This is a genomic window from Planotetraspora thailandica, assembly GCF_016863335.1.
Classification (GTDB): domain Bacteria; phylum Actinomycetota; class Actinomycetes; order Streptosporangiales; family Streptosporangiaceae; genus Planotetraspora; species Planotetraspora thailandica.
On sequence record NZ_BOOR01000034.1, the window covers coordinates 57,065 to 74,598 of the forward strand.

The following is a 17,534-nucleotide window of genomic DNA, read 5'->3' on the forward strand; positions in this document are numbered from 1 at the left end:
ATGCCGCTAACCTGGTCCTATGTCGAAACTCGCCTATCTGGGGCCTCGTGGCACCTTTTGTGAGGCGGCGCTCCGGATTGTGGCTCCCGACGCCGAGGGCTTGCCCTGTGCCAACGTCGGCGCGGCCCTCGACGCCGTGCGGCGCGGCGAGGCCGACGGAGGGGTCGTGCCCCTGGAGAACTCCGTCGAAGGGGCGATCACCCAGACGCTCGACGAGCTCGCCTGGGGACAACCGCTTCTGATCACCGGCGAGGTGCTGCTGCCCGTCGAGTTCTACCTTCTCGCCCGTCCCGGCACCGAGCTGCGGCAGATCAAGCGAGTGATCACCCACCCGGCGGCGCACACCCAGTGCCGCGGGTTCGTCGAGCGTGAGCTCCCCGGCGCCGTGGTGATCGCCGCCTCCTCGACCGCCGCGGCGGCGCAGGAGGTGGCCGCGCCCGGCTCGCCGTACGACGCGGCGATCAGCCCGGCGATCGCGGGCGAATACTACGGCCTGGCCCAGGTGGCCGCCCGGATCGGCGACCGGCCCGACACGGTCACCCGGTTCATCAAGCTCAGCCCGCCCGGGGAGCTGCCCGCGCCGACCGGCGCCGACCGCACCTCCTTGGTCGCCTACCTCAGGAACGACCACCCCGGCGCCCTGCTGGAGATGCTGAGCGAGTTCGCGGTTCGCGGCGTCAACCTGACCCGCATCGAGTCGCGCCCCACCGGAGACGGCATCGGGCACTATTTCTTCCACTTCGACTGTGAAGGCCACATCGCGGACGCCCGGGTGGGTGAGGCGATCTCGGGCCTCCACCGGCTCTCCGACGACGTGCGCTTCCTCGGCAGCTATCCCCGGGCCGACCAGGAGACCACCAAGGTCAAGCCGGGCACGGCCGACGGCGATTTCTCCGAGGCGGCCGACTGGCTGAGCCGGATTCGCGCGGGCCGGGTCGACCAGCGTTCCTGAGCAGGCGGCCTCTTTGCCCGGTCTTGTCGGCTCGGGTGTCCTTGTCGTCGGGTGGGCGGCGTATCGGCTCCGGTAGCCTTTCGTCTGTGATTGACCTGCGTACCCTTCGTGAGAACCCTGACCGGTTCCGGGCGTCGCAGCGCGCCCGGGGCGAGGACGATTCGGTCGTCGACGCGCTGCTCACCCTCGACGAGCGCCGCCGTAGCGCCCTCAGCGGCTTCGAATCGCTGCGCTCCGAGCAGAAGAGCATCGGCAAGTCGGTCTCACGCGCGTCCGGCGACGAGCGAGACGCGCTGCTCGCCCGAGCCAAGGACCTCGCCGCGCAGGTGAAGGCCGCCGAGGCCGAGGCGGACGCGCTCGGAGGCGACCTCGACGAGCTGCTGATGTCGGTGCCCAACGTGGTCGAGGAGGACGCCCCTCCCGGCGGCGAGGACGACTACGTCGTGCTCGAGGAGATCGGGGAGAAGCCGGTCTTCGACTTCGAGCCTCGCGATCACCTGGAGCTCGGCGAGCTGCTCGGCGCCATCGACGTGGAGCGCGGCGCCAAGGTTTCCGGCGCCCGGTTCTACTTCCTGAGGGGCGTCGGCGCGCGGCTCCAGCTCGGGCTGCTGAACATGGCCATGCAGCAGGCGATCGAGGCCGGCTTCACGCCGATGATCACTCCGGTGCTCGTGAAGCCGGAGTCGATGCAGGGCACCGGCTTCCACATCGCCCACGACAAGGAGATCTACCGCCTGCCGGAGGACGACCTCTACCTCGTGGGCACCTCGGAGGTGCCGCTCGCGGCCTACCACTCCGACGAGATCCTCGACTCCGACGCGCTGCCGATCCGCTACGCGGGCTGGTCGTCGTGCTTCCGCCGCGAGGCCGGTTCGTACGGCAAGGACACCCGGGGCATCATCCGCGTCCACCAGTTCGACAAGGTCGAGATGTTCTCCTACTGCCGCCCGGAGGAGGCGCAGGAGGAGCACCGCCGCCTGCTGGCCTGGGAGAAGGAGATGCTCGACAAGGCAGAGCTGCCCTACCGGGTGATCGACACCGCGGCGGGCGACCTCGGCACGTCGGCGGCCCGCAAGTTCGACTGCGAGGCGTGGATCCCGTCGCAGGGGCGCTACCGCGAGCTGACCTCCACTTCGAACTGCACCGACTTCCAGGCCCGCCGCCTGCGGGTGCGCTACCGGGACGCGGACGGCAGGCCGCAGAACGTGGCGACGCTCAACGGCACGCTGGCGACCACCCGGTGGATCGTCGCGATCCTGGAGAATCACCAGCAGGCCGACGGTTCGGTCGTGGTGCCCAAGGCGCTGCGCCCGTACGTGGGCCTGGACGTCATCGAGCCGGCCAAGAAGACCGGTTCACGCTGAGCGCGAACGGCACGATCCCCCGGATCTGGAGCTCCAGGTTCGGGGGATTTTTTGTCCGCTCAACGCGTAATCGCTGAATGTGGAAAAGTGCCGATCTGGGCGAGATGGGGCGGTCCGGAATGTTCGGGTCGCGTTCTTGCCCGATTCACCATGATCGTCCGAGTGCGCGACCACACGATCAGACGAATAGTCTGGTGAAAACACACCAAAGGCGGAGCCCGCAAAGCGGACTCCGCCTTCAGTGAGTCAGTGGATTCAGAGCGCCCGCACGTTGGAGGCCTGCGGACCCTTGGGGCCCGAGGTGACCTCGAACTCCACGCGCTGGCCGTCCTCCAGGTTGCGGTAGCCGGAGCCGGTGATCGCCGAGAAGTGCACGAACACGTCGGGCTCGCCGCCGTCCGGTGCGATGAAGCCGAAGCCCTTCTCAGCGTTGAACCACTTGACGGTTCCCTGAGCCATTAATGCTCTCCCTAAGGAAGTTAATCTTGGGGCACCACACCTCGTGGGCCCCGGTGTGTCGCACAGCTCCCCGGGTGGCTCATACAGTCAAGCTGGTTTTCGCTACGGGAACAGCTAATACAACGCCATCACATCTAACACTATGAAGCGCGTTGGTGTTCCACGTCCGGGTGAGATTTCTCCCTCGGAGATCCCCCGGAGGTGTGCGTCCGCCTAACAGCGTGCAAACTGGATGCCGTCATGACCCGCCCTCTCCTCGTCGCCACGGACCTCGACGGCACCGCTCTGCGCACCGACGGAACCATCTCGGCCCGCACGGCCGCCGCCTTCGCGCGGGTCGAACAGGCTGGTGGCACGCTCGTCTTCGTCACCGGCCGGCCGCCCCGGTGGATGCACGCCGTCGCGGGAGCCGTGCGGCACCGGGGATTGGCGATCTGCGCCAACGGGGCCCTCGTCTACGATCTCCACACCGAGAAGATCGTCGAGGCGCATCTGATCGCCCCGGACATCCTGGAGGAGTCCGTACGGCGGCTGCGCGGGCACGTGCCCGGCCTGACGTTCTCCGTGGAGTACGAGGGGGGCTTCGCCCACGAGTCGGACTTCCCGCTGGGCGGATGGGACGCCACAGCGCTCAATGGGACGCGTGTGGGGGGCTCCACCCTGACATCCCTGCCGTGCGCCAAGCTGCTGGCGCTGCACCCGTCGATGCATCCCGACGAGCTGCACCGCCAGGTGCACGCGATCGTCGGCGACATCGTGACGGCCACCCATTCGAGTGGCCGGGCCCTGATCGAGATGAGTGCGTACGGCGTGACCAAGGCCACTGGACTGGCCGCGCTGGCCGCGGGGAGGGGTATCGAGCCGGGCGACGTGCTGGCCTTCGGGGACATGCCCAACGATCTGCCGATGCTGACCTGGGCCGGCACGTCGTACGCCGTGGCGAACGCCCACCGGGACGTGCTGGCCGCCGTCGATCATGTGACGGCGGCCAACGACGAGGACGGCGTCGCCCGGATTCTGGAAGATCTGTTCTGACCGGGCCGCGGGGCGCCCGGCCGGATCGGGGTTAAAGGTAGGGGCCGCCGCCGCGGTGCGCGGGCTCCTCAGGGCCCTGCTGCGACATGCCGCCGGGGAGTGCGCGGCGCATCTGCTCCAGCTGGGCGCGAGCGGCCATCTGCTGGGCGAACAACGTGGTCTGGATGCCGTGGAAGAGGCCTTCCAGCCAGCCGACGAGCTGGGCGTGCGCGACGCGCAGCTCGGCGTCGCTCGGGGGAGCGCCGTTGTCGTCGGTCAGGGGAAGCGACAGCCGTTCGAGCTCGTCCACGAGCTCGGGGGCGAGGCCGTCCTCAAGCTCCTTGATCGAGCTCTGGTGGATGTCCTTGAGGCGCTTGCGGCTCGCGTCGTCCAGGGGAGCCGCACGCACCTCTTCGAGGAGCTGACGGATCATGCTGCCGATCCGCATGACCTTGGCCGGCTGCTCGACGAGCTCGGCGACGGAGCGCTCCTCCTCGCCTTCCTTACCGCTGGTGCCGGAGACCGAGAGGCCCTCGGGCCCCACGACAACGATCTGTGGGGTGCTCTCGTCTGCGTTCATCGGTCGATTTCCACTCCTGCTTCCTGGATAGATCCGCCCCGCGTCTGCCGGTCGGCGGCCCTGCGCGCTGGGCGGCCAGGGGCGGAGCAGCCGGGCTCACACCATGCTCTTGCGTTCCAACCTAGCTCACCGGACCAACAGGATCTTTCCGATGTGCTCGCCTGATTCGAGCATGCGATGGGCCTGCGCCGCGTCGCTCATGGGGACTTCCGCGTACACGACCGGCTTGATCGCACCGGCGCTGATCAACGGCCAGACGTTCTGCACCACGCCCCGGCAGATGACGCCCTTCTCCTCGACCGGCCGCACGCGCAGACCGGCCGCGGATACCGACGCCCGCTTGCCCATCAGCCTGCCGAGATCGAGCTCGCCGACCGTGCCGCCCTGCATGCCGATGACGACCAGCCGTCCGCCGGTCGCCAGCGCCGCGACGTTCTTGCGGAGGTATTTGGCGCCGATGATGTCCAAAATCACATCGGCCCGGTTCTTGAACTTCTCCGCGAAGTCCTCCTCCCGGTAGTTCACGCCCTCGTCCGCGCCCAGGTCGAGGCAGCGCCGCACCTTCTCGTCCGATCCCGCCGTCACCAGAACGTGCGAGCCGTACGCCTTGGCGAGCTGGATGGCCAGTGTGCCGATGCCGCTCGCGCCGCCGTGGACGAGCAGGGTCTCGCCCTTGCGCAGCCTGGCGGTCATGAAGACGTTCGACCAGACCGTGCAGGCGACCTCGGGCAGCGAGGCGGCGACATCCAGCGGAACGCCCTCGGGGACCGGCATGACCTGTTGCCAGGGAACCGCGACGCGCTCGGCGTATCCGCCGCCCGCGAGCAGCGCGCAGACATGATCGCCGACGGCGAATCCCTCGACCCCCGGGCCGATTTCCGAGATCATTCCGGAGCACTCCAGGCCGGGAATGTCGGAAGCGCCCTTGGGGGGCGGATAGAAGCCCTGACGCTGAAGCAGGTCGGCCCGGTTGACCGCGGACGCTTTCACGTCGATCACGACCTGACCTGCGGCGGGACGAGGATCGGGCACTTCTTCCCAGGCCAGAACGTCAGGTCCGCCCGGCTCGGAAATCACGGTCGCACGCATGCCACCTAAAGTAGCGTGACGGTGAACTCGGCGGTTGCCCGCATTCAGCGTAATACGGGACGCTAATCTCCAATGTGTTTGCTGCCCTTTTAGCCCAGCCCGAGGGGGTACACGGTGGCGAGACATGATCGAGAGGATCCTCATTCACTTGAGGACCAGCTCGCATGGTTGGACGCGATCAAGGAGATGCCTGACGAGGTCGACATCGCGGTGAGCGCGGTCACCTCCGCGACCCTCGCGGCCGCGACATCCTCCGGTGCGTCCGCCGCCGTCTCTCCCCAGGCGGCGCCACCCGCGGAGCGCGAGGCGCCTTCGCCGTACCCGCAGGACCCCTGGAGCCTCGTCCCCTCCGAGCCCGCCTCCGGCGCGCTGTTCCGCAACGCGGTCGACTCGATGTACGGCTCGGCCCCGGCGGACGTGAACGACGACGAGGCGGCGCCCGCCAAGGACTCCGGCACCGATGAGCGCAACGGCTCGGGCGTTTCCGGCGGCTCGAGCGGCTTAGGGGCCTTCGGTGACGGCAAGGGTTTCGGGGCTGACGGTGCCGGAGCCTTCGGCAGCGACGGACCCGGGGCCTTCGGTGGCAACGGGCCCGGTGCTTTCGGTGGTGACGGTCCTGGGGCTTTCGGTGGTGACGGGCCCGGTGCTTTCGGCGCGCAGACGGACGCGGAGGAAGGGCCCGCGACGTCGGAGATCGACCGGTCGGCGGTAGCCGCCGAGGCGGACAAGTCCACGGGCGCCTTCGACGCCTTCGGCACGGCGTTCAGATCGCCGGCTCCCGCCGCGCCTGCGGAGGAAGACGCCGGTGGGCCTGCCGTACGCGATGAGGGGGACAAGGACGGGCCTGTCGCTCCCCCGGCGTTCGGAGGCTTCGGCACGGGGGCCTTCGCCGCCGACTCGCCGTCCGACACGGACTCCTACAACCTGGGCGCCTTCGCCGAGGCGGATACCCGCAAGATCACCGAGGTGCCCGAGCCGGCTGCGGAAGAACCCTTGCGGGGCTGGCTGGAGCCCGCTGTGCCGGTCGAGAAGGACACGCCGGCCGAGCCGCCCGCCGCTTCCGAGCACGACTGGCCGAGCTCGGCCTTCGACACGGCGGCCGCCGCCCCGGAGCGGACGACCGGGGAATACGCGTTTCCGGTGGAGCGTACGGGCGAGAACGCGTTTCCGGCGGAGCGGACGACCGGGGAGCACGCGTTTCCCGTGGAGCGCTCGCTGGAGGACACCGGGCCGGCGGATCCGTTCGGGCTGAACGCCTCAGCTCCCTTCCGTGTCGACCGGACGCCCTCGGCGGCGGACACGACGTTCCGGGTCACCAACCCCGACTCCCCGTTCAACTCCCCGGTCGATGTCCCGGTGCCGGCGGCCGAGCAGAAGCCGGAACCCGCCAAGGACGACCCCTTCAGCGGGTCGCTCCGCGACGACCTGGCCGTCGAGCAGCGTAAGCCGCAGGAGGCGCAGAGCTCCGAAGAGCCCCCGCCGTACCAGCCGCGCCGCCGCCAGAGCATCCCCACGCCGGCGTTCAACACCCCGTCCCGTACGGCAGGCGGGTCCAAGCCGTCCGCCGACAGCCTCGACCCGGTCAGTCTGCTCAAGGGCCGGAGGAACGCCCCCAAGGGCGGTTGGCGCCGGCTCGTCTACAAGGCGTCGGCAGGATGGATCAAGCCGGGCGAGCCGCCGGAGGTGCGGCGGAGGCGCGAGCTGATCAACCGCGCGCGTACGCCCGTGGCGTCGGGACACCACAGGGTCGCCGTCCTCAGCCTCAAGGGAGGCGTCGGCAAGACGACCACCACGGTGGGCCTGGGGGCCACGCTGGCGCAGATTCGCGGCGACCGCGTGATCGCGGTCGACGCCAATCCCGATCGTGGAACGCTCTCGGACAAGGTCGAGCTGGAGACCGCCGCGACCGTCCGCGACCTGCTCAACGAGCGCGGACAGATCAAGCGCTATGTGGACATCAGGGCGTTCACGTCGCAGGCGCCGTCCCGGCTGGAGATCCTGGCGTCCGACCGTGACCCGTCGGTGTCGGAGGCGTTCAGCGCCAAGGACTACCACGCCGTGTCGCAGGTGCTGGAGAACTTCTACTCGATCTGTATCACCGACTGCGGCACCGGCCTGCTCCACTCCGCGATGTCCGGTGTGCTCGGCCTGGCCGACCAGATCGTGCTGATCAGCTCCCCCTCGGTGGACGGCGCCAGGGCGGCCTCGGCGACCCTGGACTGGCTCGAGGCGCACCACTACGAGGACCTCGTGCGCGCCGCGACCGTCGTGCTGTGCAGCGTCCGGCCCCGATCGAAGTCGACGGTCGACCTGGACAGGCTGGAGGCGCACTTCACCGCCCGCTGCCGGGCCGTGATCCGCGTGCCGTACGACCCGCATCTGGAGGAAGGGGCCGAGATCGACCTCGAGCAGCTGCAGGAGGCCACGCGCGACGCGTACCTGAAGCTGGCCGCGAGCGTCGGCGACGGGTTCGCCGGGCCGCAGGCGCTCGGGGAGCGCCGGTTCTCGGAGATCCCGGACCAGCTCTAGTGCTCCGATGGGGAAGATCGTTCCTTATGTGGTCGCGGGCGCTTCGGGTGAGGTGAGAGAGTAAGGTGCACCATGACGCCTTTACCGGGCGTCAATGAGGAGAGCTCGCCTAGTGGACGATGGCGGCGGTCTTGAAAACCGCTAGGCCGGGTGACCGGTCTCGTGGGTTCGAATCCCACGCTCTCCGCTCTGTGATGTCTCGGGACATTGGAAACCCTCGAACCTACGGGTTCGGGGGTTTTTGCTTGTCCTGGGGTTGGTAGTCGCGGCTGGGGTCGATGGTCAGCTCGCGGAGGAGTTCTCCGGTGGTGGCCGCGACGATCCGGACGTCGAGGTCGGTGATGAGCATGATGGCGTGGGTTCGGGCGTGAGCGGATGCAATGAGTTGATCGATGCACCTCGCTACAACGTCCGTTGTTGGCGCGGGCCTGTGTTCGCCTGGGCCCGCTGTGGCGGCTACTGCGGTGTGGTGTCCATCCGGGTGCAGCCGCTGGCCGGGCTTTCGCTGAAGGCGATGACCGCGTCGAGTCGGTCTCTGGCCTGTGTGAGTCGGGTGATCTGTTGGTCTATGCGGCCGCGTTCGGCGCGTATGAGGGCGCGGGACTGCGGGGTGTTGACCTTCGCATCGACGCAGGGAAGCAGGTCGAGGATGGTCCTGCTGGACAGGCCGGCGGCGTACAGCATCTGGATTAGGTGCACCCGGTCGATCGCGCTGTCGGGGTAGTGGCGCTGGCCGCCGCTGCTGCGTACCGGGATCAGGAGTGCCTGTTCCTCGTAGTAACGCAGGGCTCGTACTGACACGCCCGTCTTCGTGGCGAGTTCACCGATTCGCACGGCCCTCTCCCTGGTTTATGACGTTGGCAACACGACTTGTCTCTCACGTCAACGTCAGGTTCTAGCGTAGCCCTGCGTACGGACCTTCACTCAACCTGCCTGGAGGCAATCATGCGGATCTCCGGTTCGATCGCGCTCGTCACCGGCGCCAACCGTGGCATCGGCCAGCACTTCACCCGACAACTGCTGGAGCGAGGCGCGGCGAAGGTATACGCCACGGCCCGCAACCCGGAACGAATCGACACACCCGGCGTCGAGAAACTCCGACTGGACATCACCGAACCGCAGTCGGTCGAGGCCGCGGCGACGGCAGCGTCCGACGTCAACCTGCTGATCAACAACGCTGGGATCTCCACCTGGACCAACCTGATCGCCGGCGACCTGAGCAAGATTCGGTCGGAGATGGACACCCACTTCTACGGCACACTCAGCATGGTCCGGGCCTTCGCGCCAGTGCTCGGCGGTAACGGCGGCGGGACGATCCTCAACGTCCTATCCGCAATGTCGTGGTTCTCCTACGACGGAGCCAACGCCTACGGCGCGGCGAAGGCAGCCGCCTGGAGCCTGACCAACGGAATCCGGATCGAACTGGCCGACCAGGGCACCCTCGTGACCGGCCTGCACCTTGGCAGCGCCGACACCGACATGATGGCCGGCTACGACGGCGACAAGATCGACCCCGCCGAGGTCGTCCGCGCCGCCCTCGACGGTATCGAGGCCGGCAAACTGGAAGTCGTCGCCGACGAGTGGAGCGCCCACGTCAAGGCGTCACTCGCCGCAGACCCGAGCGCCTTCTACTCAACCACCACAGTCGGCTGACGGTCAGATGATCGCGCGACTGCCCGCCGGAACCGGCCACCACGCCCGACTCCCGACGCCCGACCGCAACGGTCACAACAATCCGACCGCATTTCGCCACGGCCCAGGGACCGTCGCCCTCTCATGCCGTTGGTCGCGCGGTCATGCCGGGAGGTGTTCCGCCGGCGGCGCGCGGGGAGACGTTTGATTGGATCGTTCTATGAAGACACGAGGACATGACATCGAGGTCACGCCTGTATCGGATCAGGTCGTGGTGCGGGTCAAGGACGTGGTCGTCGCGACCTCCTCCCGGCCGGTCCTGCTCACCGAGACGGGCTGTCCACCGCGGTACTACCTGCCGCCGGCGGACGTGAAGATGGACCTGCTCAGATCATCGACAACGACGTCGCACTGCCCGTTCAAGGGCGACGCCGTCTACTGGTCGGTTCAGATCGGTGACGGTGTGGCCGAGGACGTGGTCTGGTCCTACCCGGAGCCGTTCTCGAGGGTGGAGGAGATCGCCGGATTGCTTGCTTTCTGGGCCGAGAAGCCAGGCGTCACGCTCGAGGTGAACGGGCAGACCGCGTAAGCGTCGCGGGTTTCGATCGCCGCCACACGCAACAGACTGTCCGCCCTGACGGCGCCGAACATCCGCTTCTGCCGCGAGTCGCGTGGTCTGGCCGGCCGACCGGGTCTGCCGACGACAGCGCGTTGAGAGCAGGACACGTCGCGAACGTTCGAATTCAGGGTCATGGACCGCAGGCCGGAGATGACTTGAGTCAGTCCTGTGGAGTGAGCAGGACGATCGGGATCACGCGGTCGGTCTTCTGCGCGTATTCGGCGTACAGCGGGAAGATGTTCACCATCTGGGCCCAGAGGGGCTCGCGCTCGGCCGGGGACGCGACCCGGGCGCGGGCGGTGAACCGGCGGGTGCCGGCCTGCACGCCGACGCTCAGGTCCGACTGGAGGTTCTTGAACCACTCTGGATCCTCGTCTGCGCCGCCCTTGGAGGCGACGACGACGAAGTCGTCCCCCGAGGTGCCGTAGATCAGGCAAGTGCGACGCGGCTCGCCGGTCCTGCGTCCGGTCGTGGCGAGCACGAGTGTGTACACGCCGTCCGACTCGTGTCCCTCGGTTCCGCCCGAGGCCAGATACGTCCGGGTCTGCTCGGCGACCCAGTCCCACTTCGAGTCGGTGGCACGGTCGAGATCATCAGCGGCGGCCATGGCGGCGGTCCTTTTCGATGCGGATGGTAATGGTCGGTGATCTATCACGCGGACGCACGGAGCGTCGTTCAGCGGAGTTCCTCGACCAGCCCGATGATTACGCCGGCGGGGCCGCGGACGTAGCAGTACCGGCAGTAATCCTCGTACTGCGCCAGCTCGCCCACGAGCTCGGCGCCGTGGCCGCGCAGCCGGTCGAGGACATCCTCGACTGCGTCGACGACGAACGTGAGCCGAGGGATGCCCGGGGTGTTCACCGGCTCCCACGGCGCACTGCTGGTGGCCACCGGCCGATGGAACGTCGACAGCTCGACCCGGCCCTGGCCGTCCGGGGTCCGCACGACAGCAATGTCCGATCGCACGCCCTCCAGCCCGACGAGCTGGTCCACCCAGGCACCCTCGACCGTGGTCTCGCCCTCCAACTCCAGGCCCAATTCGACGAAGAACGCGATCGCCGCCGCGAGATCCTCCACCACGAAGCCGACGTGATCCATCCGGTGAATCGTCACGATTTCCTCCTGTGTCGCACGGCCCCTCGTGGCCGCTCGTGCCCCGGGGACGGAGCCGGCGTCACGTTCTCGACATCCTCGGCCATCGTTTTTCGGCACCACCCCGGCCAACAACAAGGACGGGGCCACCGGACCCGCCGGTCCCGGCACCGGGTCAGCCATGACCCGTACCAATCGCGATGGTCCGAGCGGCAAGCACTGCTGGGGGCCGGCGCCTTGGCCCTCCACGGAGGGACCATCACCACGAGATGGTTGCGTACCCCCGAAAATGCGGGAGAACGGGACCGGCCGACTGACTCTCAAGGTGATGATTTGACGGCCAGAGATATGTAACGCCACGAGGGCGATAGAGCCATGCCATATGAACCCCTCCCGGGCGGTAATCGGAGAGCTGTAGAGGTCATTACCAGGTGTGGACGATTCCGAAGCGCAACTCACCGCGCTGTACAAGGGGCACTACCGCAGCGTGCTCAGCTACGTGCTGCTGCGAGCCGAACAACAGACGGCTGAGGAGATCACCAGCGAGACCTTCCTGATCGCTTGGCGGAAAATCGACCGCGTGCCTGAGCCGCCGCTGCCGTGGCTGCTCGGCGTGGCCCGGAACTTGGTGCGGACGCAACGCCGGTCCCTGTTGCGCAGGCAGACCCTGGTTGAGCGACTCGCCGAAATCGCCCCGGCCGCCGATGTGGCCGAGCAGGTTGCCGAACGGCAGGCGGCGCTGAACGCGCTCGCGGAGCTGTCCGAGCGTGATGCCGAGGCCGTGCTCCTGGCCAGTTGGTATGGCCTCGGACCAGCCGAGGCCGCGAAGATCGCAGGCTGCTCGGCTCGCACGTTCAACGTCCGCCTGCACCGCGCCCGTCGCCGCCTGGCCGAGACGCTCGACCGGACCCGCCCCACCTTCCAGGAGCAGTCATGAACGACCTTGACGACTTGATCGTGTCCCTGCGCCCCGACACCGAGGATGCCTACCAGCGCCGCTTCGAGTCCGACCTCGCCCGCGCCTTCGCCACTCCTCGCCGGCGAGTTTCCTCCCTTCGGCTGCGGTTTGTGGCCATCGCCGTTCCTGTGGTGCTCGCCAGCGTCGTGGCCGCTGTCGTGTTGGCCCTCGCCCCGTCAAACGATCAAAGCGTTAGTGCGGCGAGTCTGCAACAGATGCTTCTGGTAGGCACGGAGGAACCAGTGATCACTGTCTTCCTGTGCAAGCAGGATGACCCGTGGCCCGCGTGCGGAGGCAACACGGAGAATCCGACTGGGGGCGGCACGGCCATCACCGATCAGGAGAAAGAGAACGTCGACAAGACGCTGACCACGATGCCGGGGGTAGAGAGTCTCACGTTCGAGGACAAAGCTGCCCTATATGACAGATTCCGAAAGAATGTCCTGAAGAGTGGCGGGCACTCGGAAATGCTAGGGATGGTCAAGATCGGGGACATGTCTGAATCGTTCCGGATCACCATGAAGCCCGGCGCGGACTGGGGCCCAGTGATCGAAACGGCGAGGCGTATGCCCGGGGTCGCCAACGTCGTCGACCAGAGATGCGGCTCTCCATGCTAAAGACCAGTGAAGACGTGGAACTCCTGGCCCGCACGGATGGCATGGAGCCAACGTTGTTGATGTGCGGGACATGCGCGGGATGATCTTCCCTGTCCGTCCCGCTGATTGAGGTATTTCCGCAGTTCATGACGTGCAAGTTGTTCGGCTGCAGAAACGATCTCTCGCGGAGGTCGACACCCGGCGCTGCACGACGAACGTCGTCTGGGACACTGAAATCGTTGGCGGCAAGCCGCAGTCCGTACTGCTGATTCGCCTTGAGGAAGGGGAGGACGATGTCCTCCAAGACTTCTTCTCCCGCTACTGTCGCCTCCCCGCTCGGTAGCTGGGTGGGTACCGACTACGAGGTCGTAGCCGAGTTCGACGCCCTCATGCCGACTGGCGTGACCATGACCGACGGTGGGCGCCTCTTCGTCTCCTTCCCGAGGTGGGGCGATGACGTGCCCTACACCGTTGCCGAGGTCGTGGATGGGGAACCGGTGCCCTATCCCCACCGTGAGCTCAACGAATGGAGCCCGGAAACCACCGCGGAGACACTGGTGTCGGTGCAAAGCGTCATTACCGACCCGACTGGACATGTGTGGTTGCTCGACACGGGAAGCCTCGCCTTCGAGCCGTGGCTGGAGAATGGGCCGAAGCTGGTCGAGGTCGACCCGGCCACAGACCAAGTCGTCCGTATCCTCCGGCTGGATCCGGCCGTGACCACTCCCACGACCTACCTCAACGACGTACGTTTCGACTTCTCGCGAGGCTCGGGCGGCTACGCGTACATCACCGACTGCCAGTCCGAAGGGGCCTTGATCGTGGTCGACCTGGGCTCCGGGGAAAGCTGGGCGCGGCTTCGGGGCCATGTGACCACCGCGGCATCCAAGGGGTTCCGCGCGATCGTGCAAGGTGTCGTCCGGGAGAACTACCAGGTCGGCGTGGATGGCATCGCTTTCAGTCCGGACGGCGCTCGCCTGTTCTACTGTCCGTTGTCCAGCAGACGTCTGTACAGCGTGGAGACCGACGCCCTGATCGACCGCTCACTGGACGACGAGCAGGTGGCGGCCACGATCGTGGACTGGGGAGACAAAGGCGCGTCGGACGGGCTGGAATCCGACGCCGACGGTGCCCTGTATGCCACCGCCTACGAGCACAGCGCGGTCGTCAAACGAGACGCCGACGGTAGCTGGTCGACGATCCTGCACGCCCCGGCCCTGCTGTGGCCGGACACCCTGGCGCTCGCGAGCGACGGTTTCCTCTATGTCAGCGTGAACCAGCTGCCGCGAAGCCCGCTGTTCAACAACGGGATCGACGCACGGGTGCCGCCGTACCAGGTCATCCGGGTTCACGTCGGCTCCCGCCCGGTCCGCCTGACGGGCGCTGCCTGACCACGCCGACAGGTACATGCCGGTGCGCGGCAGCGCTCAGGCCGTGGCGGCGGCGACCAGCCTGCGCACGTCGGCGAAGATCCGCTCGTGCGCCGCCGCCGCGTCGGCACTGGTCAGATCCATTCCCTGGATGAACCCGTGCACGAGGTGGGGCTCGCAGCGGTGGGTGACCTCGACCCCGGCGTCGGCCAGGCGGGCGGCGTAGGCGTCGCCCTCGTCGCGCAGCGCGTCGTGCTCGGCGGTCACCACCAGAGCGGAGATCAGCCCTGACAGGTCGGGCTGATGCAGCGGGCTGGCCTCCCGCCGCGCCGCCGGGTCGGGCACCCACTGCTCGACGAACCAGGTCAGCACGTCGGCGTCGAGCCCGTGACCGGTCCCCTTCTCGACCACACTCGGCAGCGAGAGCGTCAGGTCGGTGTTGGGGCACAGCAACACCTGTACGGCGGGCGGCCGGCGGCCCTCGTCCCGCAGCCGCAGGCAGGCCATGGTGGCCAGGTAACCTCCCGCGCTGTCGCCCGCCACGGCCACCGGCTCGTACCGGCGCAACACCTCGGCGGCGTCGTCGATCGCGGTGGGGAAGGGATGCTCGGGGGCCAGCCGGTAGTCGACCGCCAGTACCTCGACGTCGCACATCGCGGCCAGCCGCCGGCACGTCCTGTCGTGGGTCTCCAGGTCGCCGAACACCCATCCGCCGCCGTGCAGGAACACCATCAGCGGGCGCGGGTCCTCCGCAGGCCGGTAGTGCCGCAGCCGTATCCCCGAAGGCCCGGCCAAATCCTCCACATGCGGCAGGTCGGGTCCCTTCGGACGGGAGCCGTTGCGGCTCCGCGCGGCCTCGCGGAACTCTTCCGCGGACAAATGCGTCACGGCGCGGAATGTTAGCCTGCTGCGATCTTCAGCCCGAACCGGCCCGTGGAGAACGTCTCGTACACGGTGACATGGATGCCTCAGCCTGGGGGCGATCCCGGCCGGCGGCAGTTCGGGCCGCGGTTTCGCTGAGACCCAGGTCGGAGATTCCTTCCCCGACCTGGGCCCTCTCGGTCTTATTCGGTCTTCTTACTCGCCCGTTTCCCGGGGCGTTCGTGCGTGCGCGAAGCCGTCAGGCGTGTGCTCCTGTGGCAGTCGGGCGCTTGGTGAGCGCTGGATGACTGAAAGCGCGTTGCTTCGCATGATTGACGAAGGTGTCGACGTTCTGCAGCTTCTTGCGGAGCTTGTTCTTGTTGGTCGTGGCGACGATGCCAAGGAAGTTCTCACTCTTACTCCGGACGGTGCCGCCGGAGGTTGAGCTCCGAGTCTTGATCACCTTCACGGGCACGGGCACGGGCTCGGGCGCGGGTCGTGCCCGAACGCCACTCCTTCGGGACCGGCCCCCTTGGGGAAGTAGATGGTCTCGTCGACCTCGTCGTCGGCGACATCGATCACCGACACCGTGTCGCTGTCGTGATTGGCCACGTAGACCTGGGTGCCGCTGGTGTTGATCCACATCCCCCTGGGACCGGCCCCGACGGGGATGGGCTCGTTGACCTCGTCGTCGGCGACGCTGATCTTCGAGACGGAGTTGCTGAGGTTGTTGGTGACGTAGGCGAAGGCGCTGTCCGGCGTGATCGACAACCAGGTCGGACCCTTCCCGACGGGGATGGTCTCGTCGACCTCGTCGTCGGCGACGCTGATCTTCGAGACGGAGTTGCTGAGGTTGTTGGCGACGTAGACGAAGGCGCCGTTCGGCGTGATCTTCACCCCCAAAGGAGCGGCCCCGACGGGGATGATGTCGACGACTCTGTTGGTGGCGACGCTGATCTTCATGACATTGTTGCTGCCGCTGTTGGAGACGTAGGCGAAGGCGCCGTTCGGCGTGACCGCCACCGACCTGGGACCGGTCCCGACGGGGATGGTGGCGACGACCTTGTCGTCGGCGACGCTGATCTTCGAGACGGTGGCGTTGCCCTTGTTGGTGACGTAGATGAAGGCGCTGTCCGGCGTGATCCCCACTCCGTTGGGAGCGGCCTTCTTGGGGAGGCGGATGGTGGCGACGATTCTGTTGGTCACGGTGTTGATCTTCGTGACGTTGTCGATGCCGGCGTTGGCCACGTAGTAGAAGGCGCCGTTCGGCGTGACCTCCGACCCGATCGTATCGGCCTTGGGGGGGAGGTCGATGGTGTCGACGATTCTGTTGGTCACGGTGTTGAGCCTCGACACGGTGCTGTTGCCGTTGTTGTTGACGTAGGCGAACTCTCCAGGCGTCTGGTCGGCCAGAGCGGGCCCGGCCACTCCTGCCATCGGCGCCAGCCCGATCGCCATGGCGGCCGCGGCCATCACTGGCAGGATTCGGAGTCGCCGCCCGCGCTCATGGCGCCCGCCGGGCAGTTCCGGACGGAGATCGTCCGTTAGATTTCTAATCCACCGCGTACGCATTGCAACCCTCCTGATCGACGAATACAGGCCCGGTTCTACGTCTGCGTGGCATCGCGCCCTGAAAGTGGCGCGCCGACCTGGCGTTCTCGTTGCCGGTAGTTTGGTGTGTTCATCGGCTTGATGGCAGTTGGGTCAGCTGGGGCCGAAATGGAGTTGACCAGAACAATGTGAGCGGGGACCACCCGCCGGTCGACGCCGACCGCTGCCGCCCAGATCACTCACCCTGGGTCTGTGGCCTCGCCGGTCCCAGGTGGGTGCGCTCCCCGTTGTGGTCGAGGATGCACAGGATTTCAGCGGCGCCCCCGTGCGCGCCGAACGCGTGCGGCACCATCGTCGAGAACTCCGCGGCCTCGCCGGTCTGAACCAGAATCGTCCGCTCACCGAGCCGAAGTACCACGGTGCCGGACAGTACGGTGAACCAGTCCCGGCCCGGATGCACCCGCAGCTTGGCGGGGACCGGCCGGGTCACCCGCAACTTTGCGACCGTCACGCCCTGCGGTGCGCCCTCTCGTGACAGCAGCCAGGTGGTCATGCCGCGAGCTTCGTCGTGGTGCGGACGGATCACCACGTCGTCGTCGTTGTCCGACTCCACCAGCTGGTCGAGCGTGATACCCAGCGCTCGGGCGATCGGCGTCAGCTGGTCGAGGGCGATTCGCCGATGGCCGGTCTCGATCCGGCTCAGGGTAGACGGACTCAAGTAACTGCGGGCCGCCAGTTCGTCCAGCGACCAGCCGCGCGCCACCCGCAATCCCCGGATGCGCTGCCGTACGAGGGCGTCCAGTTCACCGTCTTGCTTCATACGCAAGATGCTATGTCAGAGGCGCAAGGCTTCGGTACCGTCGACGGC

The 17,534-nt window shown here is 67.5% G+C and carries 20 protein-coding genes and 1 tRNA gene; 11 read left to right on the forward strand and 10 right to left on the reverse strand.

Annotation, left to right across the window (positions count from 1 at the left end):
* Nucleotides 1-19 precede the first annotated feature (19 nt).
* Together pheA and serS are read left to right on the forward strand one after the other, a co-directional pair.
* A complete protein-coding gene (gene pheA / locus Pth03_RS22655; protein WP_203946354.1) occupies nt 20-952 on the forward strand; it encodes a prephenate dehydratase in 933 nt (310 codons plus the stop codon).
* Nucleotides 953-1,038: 86 nt separating this feature from the next.
* Nucleotides 1,039-2,316, forward strand: coding sequence for a serine--tRNA ligase (gene serS / locus Pth03_RS22660; protein WP_203946355.1), 1,278 nt, complete (start codon nt 1,039-1,041; stop codon nt 2,314-2,316).
* A 255-nt stretch (nt 2,317-2,571) separates the two neighbouring features.
* Here the strand turns inward: serS and Pth03_RS22665 are convergent, their stop codons facing one another.
* A complete protein-coding gene (locus Pth03_RS22665) occupies nt 2,572-2,775 on the reverse strand; it encodes a cold-shock protein (protein ID WP_067138340.1) in 204 nt (67 codons plus the stop codon).
* Between the two features lie 240 nt (nt 2,776-3,015).
* On the opposite strand from Pth03_RS22665, the gene Pth03_RS22670 reads away from it, so the two are divergent.
* Nucleotides 3,016-3,810 (forward strand): HAD family hydrolase, encoded by a 795-nt coding sequence (locus tag Pth03_RS22670; protein WP_203946356.1) that lies wholly within the window; start codon nt 3,016-3,018, stop codon nt 3,808-3,810.
* A gap of 31 nt (nt 3,811-3,841) precedes the next feature.
* On the opposite strand, the gene Pth03_RS22675 is transcribed toward Pth03_RS22670, so the two are convergent.
* Together Pth03_RS22675 and Pth03_RS22680 are read right to left on the reverse strand one after the other, a co-directional pair.
* Nucleotides 3,842-4,369, reverse strand: coding sequence for a bacterial proteasome activator family protein (locus Pth03_RS22675; RefSeq protein WP_203946357.1), 528 nt, complete (start codon nt 4,367-4,369; stop codon nt 3,842-3,844).
* 126 nt (nt 4,370-4,495) lie between these two features.
* Nucleotides 4,496-5,458 (reverse strand): NAD(P)H-quinone oxidoreductase, encoded by a 963-nt coding sequence (locus Pth03_RS22680; RefSeq protein ID WP_203946358.1) that lies wholly within the window; start codon nt 5,456-5,458, stop codon nt 4,496-4,498.
* A gap of 186 nt (nt 5,459-5,644) precedes the next feature.
* Here Pth03_RS22680 and Pth03_RS42565 point away from each other — a divergent pair, with 186 nt between their 5' ends.
* Both Pth03_RS42565 and Pth03_RS22690 read left to right on the forward strand, forming a co-directional pair.
* Nucleotides 5,645-7,987, forward strand: a complete 2,343-nt coding sequence (locus Pth03_RS42565) for a nucleotide-binding protein (RefSeq protein WP_373318577.1) — start codon at nt 5,645-5,647, stop codon at nt 7,985-7,987.
* 98 nt (nt 7,988-8,085) lie between these two features.
* Nucleotides 8,086-8,174, forward strand: a tRNA-Ser gene (locus Pth03_RS22690).
* A gap of 36 nt (nt 8,175-8,210) precedes the next feature.
* Here the strand turns inward: Pth03_RS22690 and Pth03_RS42195 are convergent.
* Nucleotides 8,211-8,336 (reverse strand): hypothetical protein, encoded by a 126-nt coding sequence (locus tag Pth03_RS42195; protein ID WP_275413173.1) that lies wholly within the window; start codon nt 8,334-8,336, stop codon nt 8,211-8,213.
* A 107-nt stretch (nt 8,337-8,443) separates the two neighbouring features.
* On the reverse strand, nt 8,444-8,821 hold the full coding sequence (locus tag Pth03_RS22695; RefSeq protein WP_203946359.1) for a MerR family transcriptional regulator: 378 nt from the start codon (nt 8,819-8,821) through the stop codon (nt 8,444-8,446).
* A 111-nt stretch (nt 8,822-8,932) separates the two neighbouring features.
* Here Pth03_RS22695 and Pth03_RS22700 point away from each other — a divergent pair, with 111 nt between their 5' ends.
* Nucleotides 8,933-9,640, forward strand: a complete 708-nt coding sequence (locus Pth03_RS22700) for an SDR family oxidoreductase (RefSeq protein WP_203946360.1) — start codon at nt 8,933-8,935, stop codon at nt 9,638-9,640.
* A gap of 199 nt (nt 9,641-9,839) precedes the next feature.
* Complete coding sequence (locus Pth03_RS22705) at nt 9,840-10,208, forward strand: DUF427 domain-containing protein (protein WP_203946361.1); 369 nt, start codon at nt 9,840-9,842, stop codon at nt 10,206-10,208.
* Between the two features lie 190 nt (nt 10,209-10,398).
* Here the strand turns inward: Pth03_RS22705 and Pth03_RS22710 are convergent, their stop codons facing one another.
* Both Pth03_RS22710 and Pth03_RS22715 read right to left on the reverse strand, forming a co-directional pair.
* Complete coding sequence (locus tag Pth03_RS22710) at nt 10,399-10,845, reverse strand: nitroreductase family deazaflavin-dependent oxidoreductase (RefSeq protein ID WP_203946362.1); 447 nt, start codon at nt 10,843-10,845, stop codon at nt 10,399-10,401.
* Between the two features lie 68 nt (nt 10,846-10,913).
* Entirely contained in the window at nt 10,914-11,351 is a 438-nt protein-coding gene (locus Pth03_RS22715; RefSeq protein WP_308442369.1) for a VOC family protein, read from the reverse strand.
* A 412-nt stretch (nt 11,352-11,763) separates the two neighbouring features.
* Here Pth03_RS22715 and Pth03_RS22720 point away from each other — a divergent pair, with 412 nt between their 5' ends.
* The 3 genes from Pth03_RS22720 (at nt 11,764) to Pth03_RS22730 (ending at nt 14,275) form a co-directional block, all read left to right on the forward strand.
* Nucleotides 11,764-12,267, forward strand: coding sequence for an RNA polymerase sigma factor (locus tag Pth03_RS22720; protein WP_203946363.1), 504 nt, complete (start codon nt 11,764-11,766; stop codon nt 12,265-12,267).
* On the forward strand, nt 12,264-12,905 hold the full coding sequence (locus Pth03_RS22725) for a permease-like cell division protein FtsX (protein WP_203946364.1): 642 nt from the start codon (nt 12,264-12,266) through the stop codon (nt 12,903-12,905). Before Pth03_RS22720 ends, Pth03_RS22725 begins: the two co-directional genes overlap by 4 nt.
* Nucleotides 12,906-13,177: 272 nt before the next feature.
* Complete coding sequence (locus Pth03_RS22730; protein WP_203946365.1) at nt 13,178-14,275, forward strand: L-dopachrome tautomerase-related protein; 1,098 nt, start codon at nt 13,178-13,180, stop codon at nt 14,273-14,275.
* Nucleotides 14,276-14,311: 36 nt separating this feature from the next.
* On the opposite strand, the gene Pth03_RS22735 is transcribed toward Pth03_RS22730, so the two are convergent.
* Nucleotides 14,312-15,142 carry an alpha/beta hydrolase gene (locus tag Pth03_RS22735; protein ID WP_203946366.1) on the reverse strand — a complete coding sequence of 277 codons (831 nt, stop codon included), beginning with the start codon at nt 15,140-15,142 and terminating at the stop codon, nt 14,312-14,314.
* A gap of 277 nt (nt 15,143-15,419) precedes the next feature.
* Here Pth03_RS22735 and Pth03_RS22740 point away from each other — a divergent pair, with 277 nt between their 5' ends.
* Nucleotides 15,420-15,560 carry a hypothetical protein gene (locus tag Pth03_RS22740; protein ID WP_203946367.1) on the forward strand — a complete coding sequence of 47 codons (141 nt, stop codon included), beginning with the start codon at nt 15,420-15,422 and terminating at the stop codon, nt 15,558-15,560.
* A gap of 20 nt (nt 15,561-15,580) precedes the next feature.
* On the opposite strand, the gene Pth03_RS22745 is transcribed toward Pth03_RS22740, so the two are convergent.
* Nucleotides 15,581-16,588 (reverse strand): beta-propeller fold lactonase family protein, encoded by a 1,008-nt coding sequence (locus tag Pth03_RS22745; RefSeq protein ID WP_203946368.1) that lies wholly within the window; start codon nt 16,586-16,588, stop codon nt 15,581-15,583.
* A gap of 313 nt (nt 16,589-16,901) precedes the next feature.
* On the reverse strand, nt 16,902-17,486 hold the full coding sequence (locus Pth03_RS22750; RefSeq protein WP_203946369.1) for a helix-turn-helix domain-containing protein: 585 nt from the start codon (nt 17,484-17,486) through the stop codon (nt 16,902-16,904).
* Between the last annotated feature and the right edge of the window lie 48 nt (nt 17,487-17,534).

What these genes read in the sequence shown, in the direction of transcription:
- pheA (WP_203946354.1), top strand. Translation starts at nt 20, where the DNA reads ATGTCGAAACTCGCCTATCTGGGGCCTCGTGGCACCTTTTGTGAGGCG.
- Pth03_RS22665 (WP_067138340.1), bottom strand. Translation starts at nt 2,775, where the DNA reads ATGGCTCAGGGAACCGTCAAGTGGTTCAACGCTGAGAAGGGCTTCGGC.
- Pth03_RS22670 (WP_203946356.1), top strand. Translation starts at nt 3,016, where the DNA reads ATGACCCGCCCTCTCCTCGTCGCCACGGACCTCGACGGCACCGCTCTG.
- Pth03_RS22675 (WP_203946357.1), bottom strand. Translation starts at nt 4,369, where the DNA reads ATGAACGCAGACGAGAGCACCCCACAGATCGTTGTCGTGGGGCCCGAG.
- Pth03_RS22680 (WP_203946358.1), bottom strand. Translation starts at nt 5,458, where the DNA reads ATGCGTGCGACCGTGATTTCCGAGCCGGGCGGACCTGACGTTCTGGCC.
- Pth03_RS42565 (WP_373318577.1), top strand. Translation starts at nt 5,645, where the DNA reads ATGCCTGACGAGGTCGACATCGCGGTGAGCGCGGTCACCTCCGCGACC.
- Pth03_RS42195 (WP_275413173.1), bottom strand. Translation starts at nt 8,336, where the DNA reads ATGCTCATCACCGACCTCGACGTCCGGATCGTCGCGGCCACCACCGGA.
- Pth03_RS22700 (WP_203946360.1), top strand. Translation starts at nt 8,933, where the DNA reads ATGCGGATCTCCGGTTCGATCGCGCTCGTCACCGGCGCCAACCGTGGC.
- Pth03_RS22705 (WP_203946361.1), top strand. Translation starts at nt 9,840, where the DNA reads ATGAAGACACGAGGACATGACATCGAGGTCACGCCTGTATCGGATCAG.
- Pth03_RS22710 (WP_203946362.1), bottom strand. Translation starts at nt 10,845, where the DNA reads ATGGCCGCCGCTGATGATCTCGACCGTGCCACCGACTCGAAGTGGGAC.
- Pth03_RS22725 (WP_203946364.1), top strand. Translation starts at nt 12,264, where the DNA reads ATGAACGACCTTGACGACTTGATCGTGTCCCTGCGCCCCGACACCGAG.
- Pth03_RS22730 (WP_203946365.1), top strand. Translation starts at nt 13,178, where the DNA reads ATGTCCTCCAAGACTTCTTCTCCCGCTACTGTCGCCTCCCCGCTCGGT.
- Pth03_RS22740 (WP_203946367.1), top strand. Translation starts at nt 15,420, where the DNA reads ATGACTGAAAGCGCGTTGCTTCGCATGATTGACGAAGGTGTCGACGTT.
- Pth03_RS22745 (WP_203946368.1), bottom strand. Translation starts at nt 16,588, where the DNA reads ATGGCCGCGGCCGCCATGGCGATCGGGCTGGCGCCGATGGCAGGAGTG.
- Pth03_RS22750 (WP_203946369.1), bottom strand. Translation starts at nt 17,486, where the DNA reads ATGAAGCAAGACGGTGAACTGGACGCCCTCGTACGGCAGCGCATCCGG.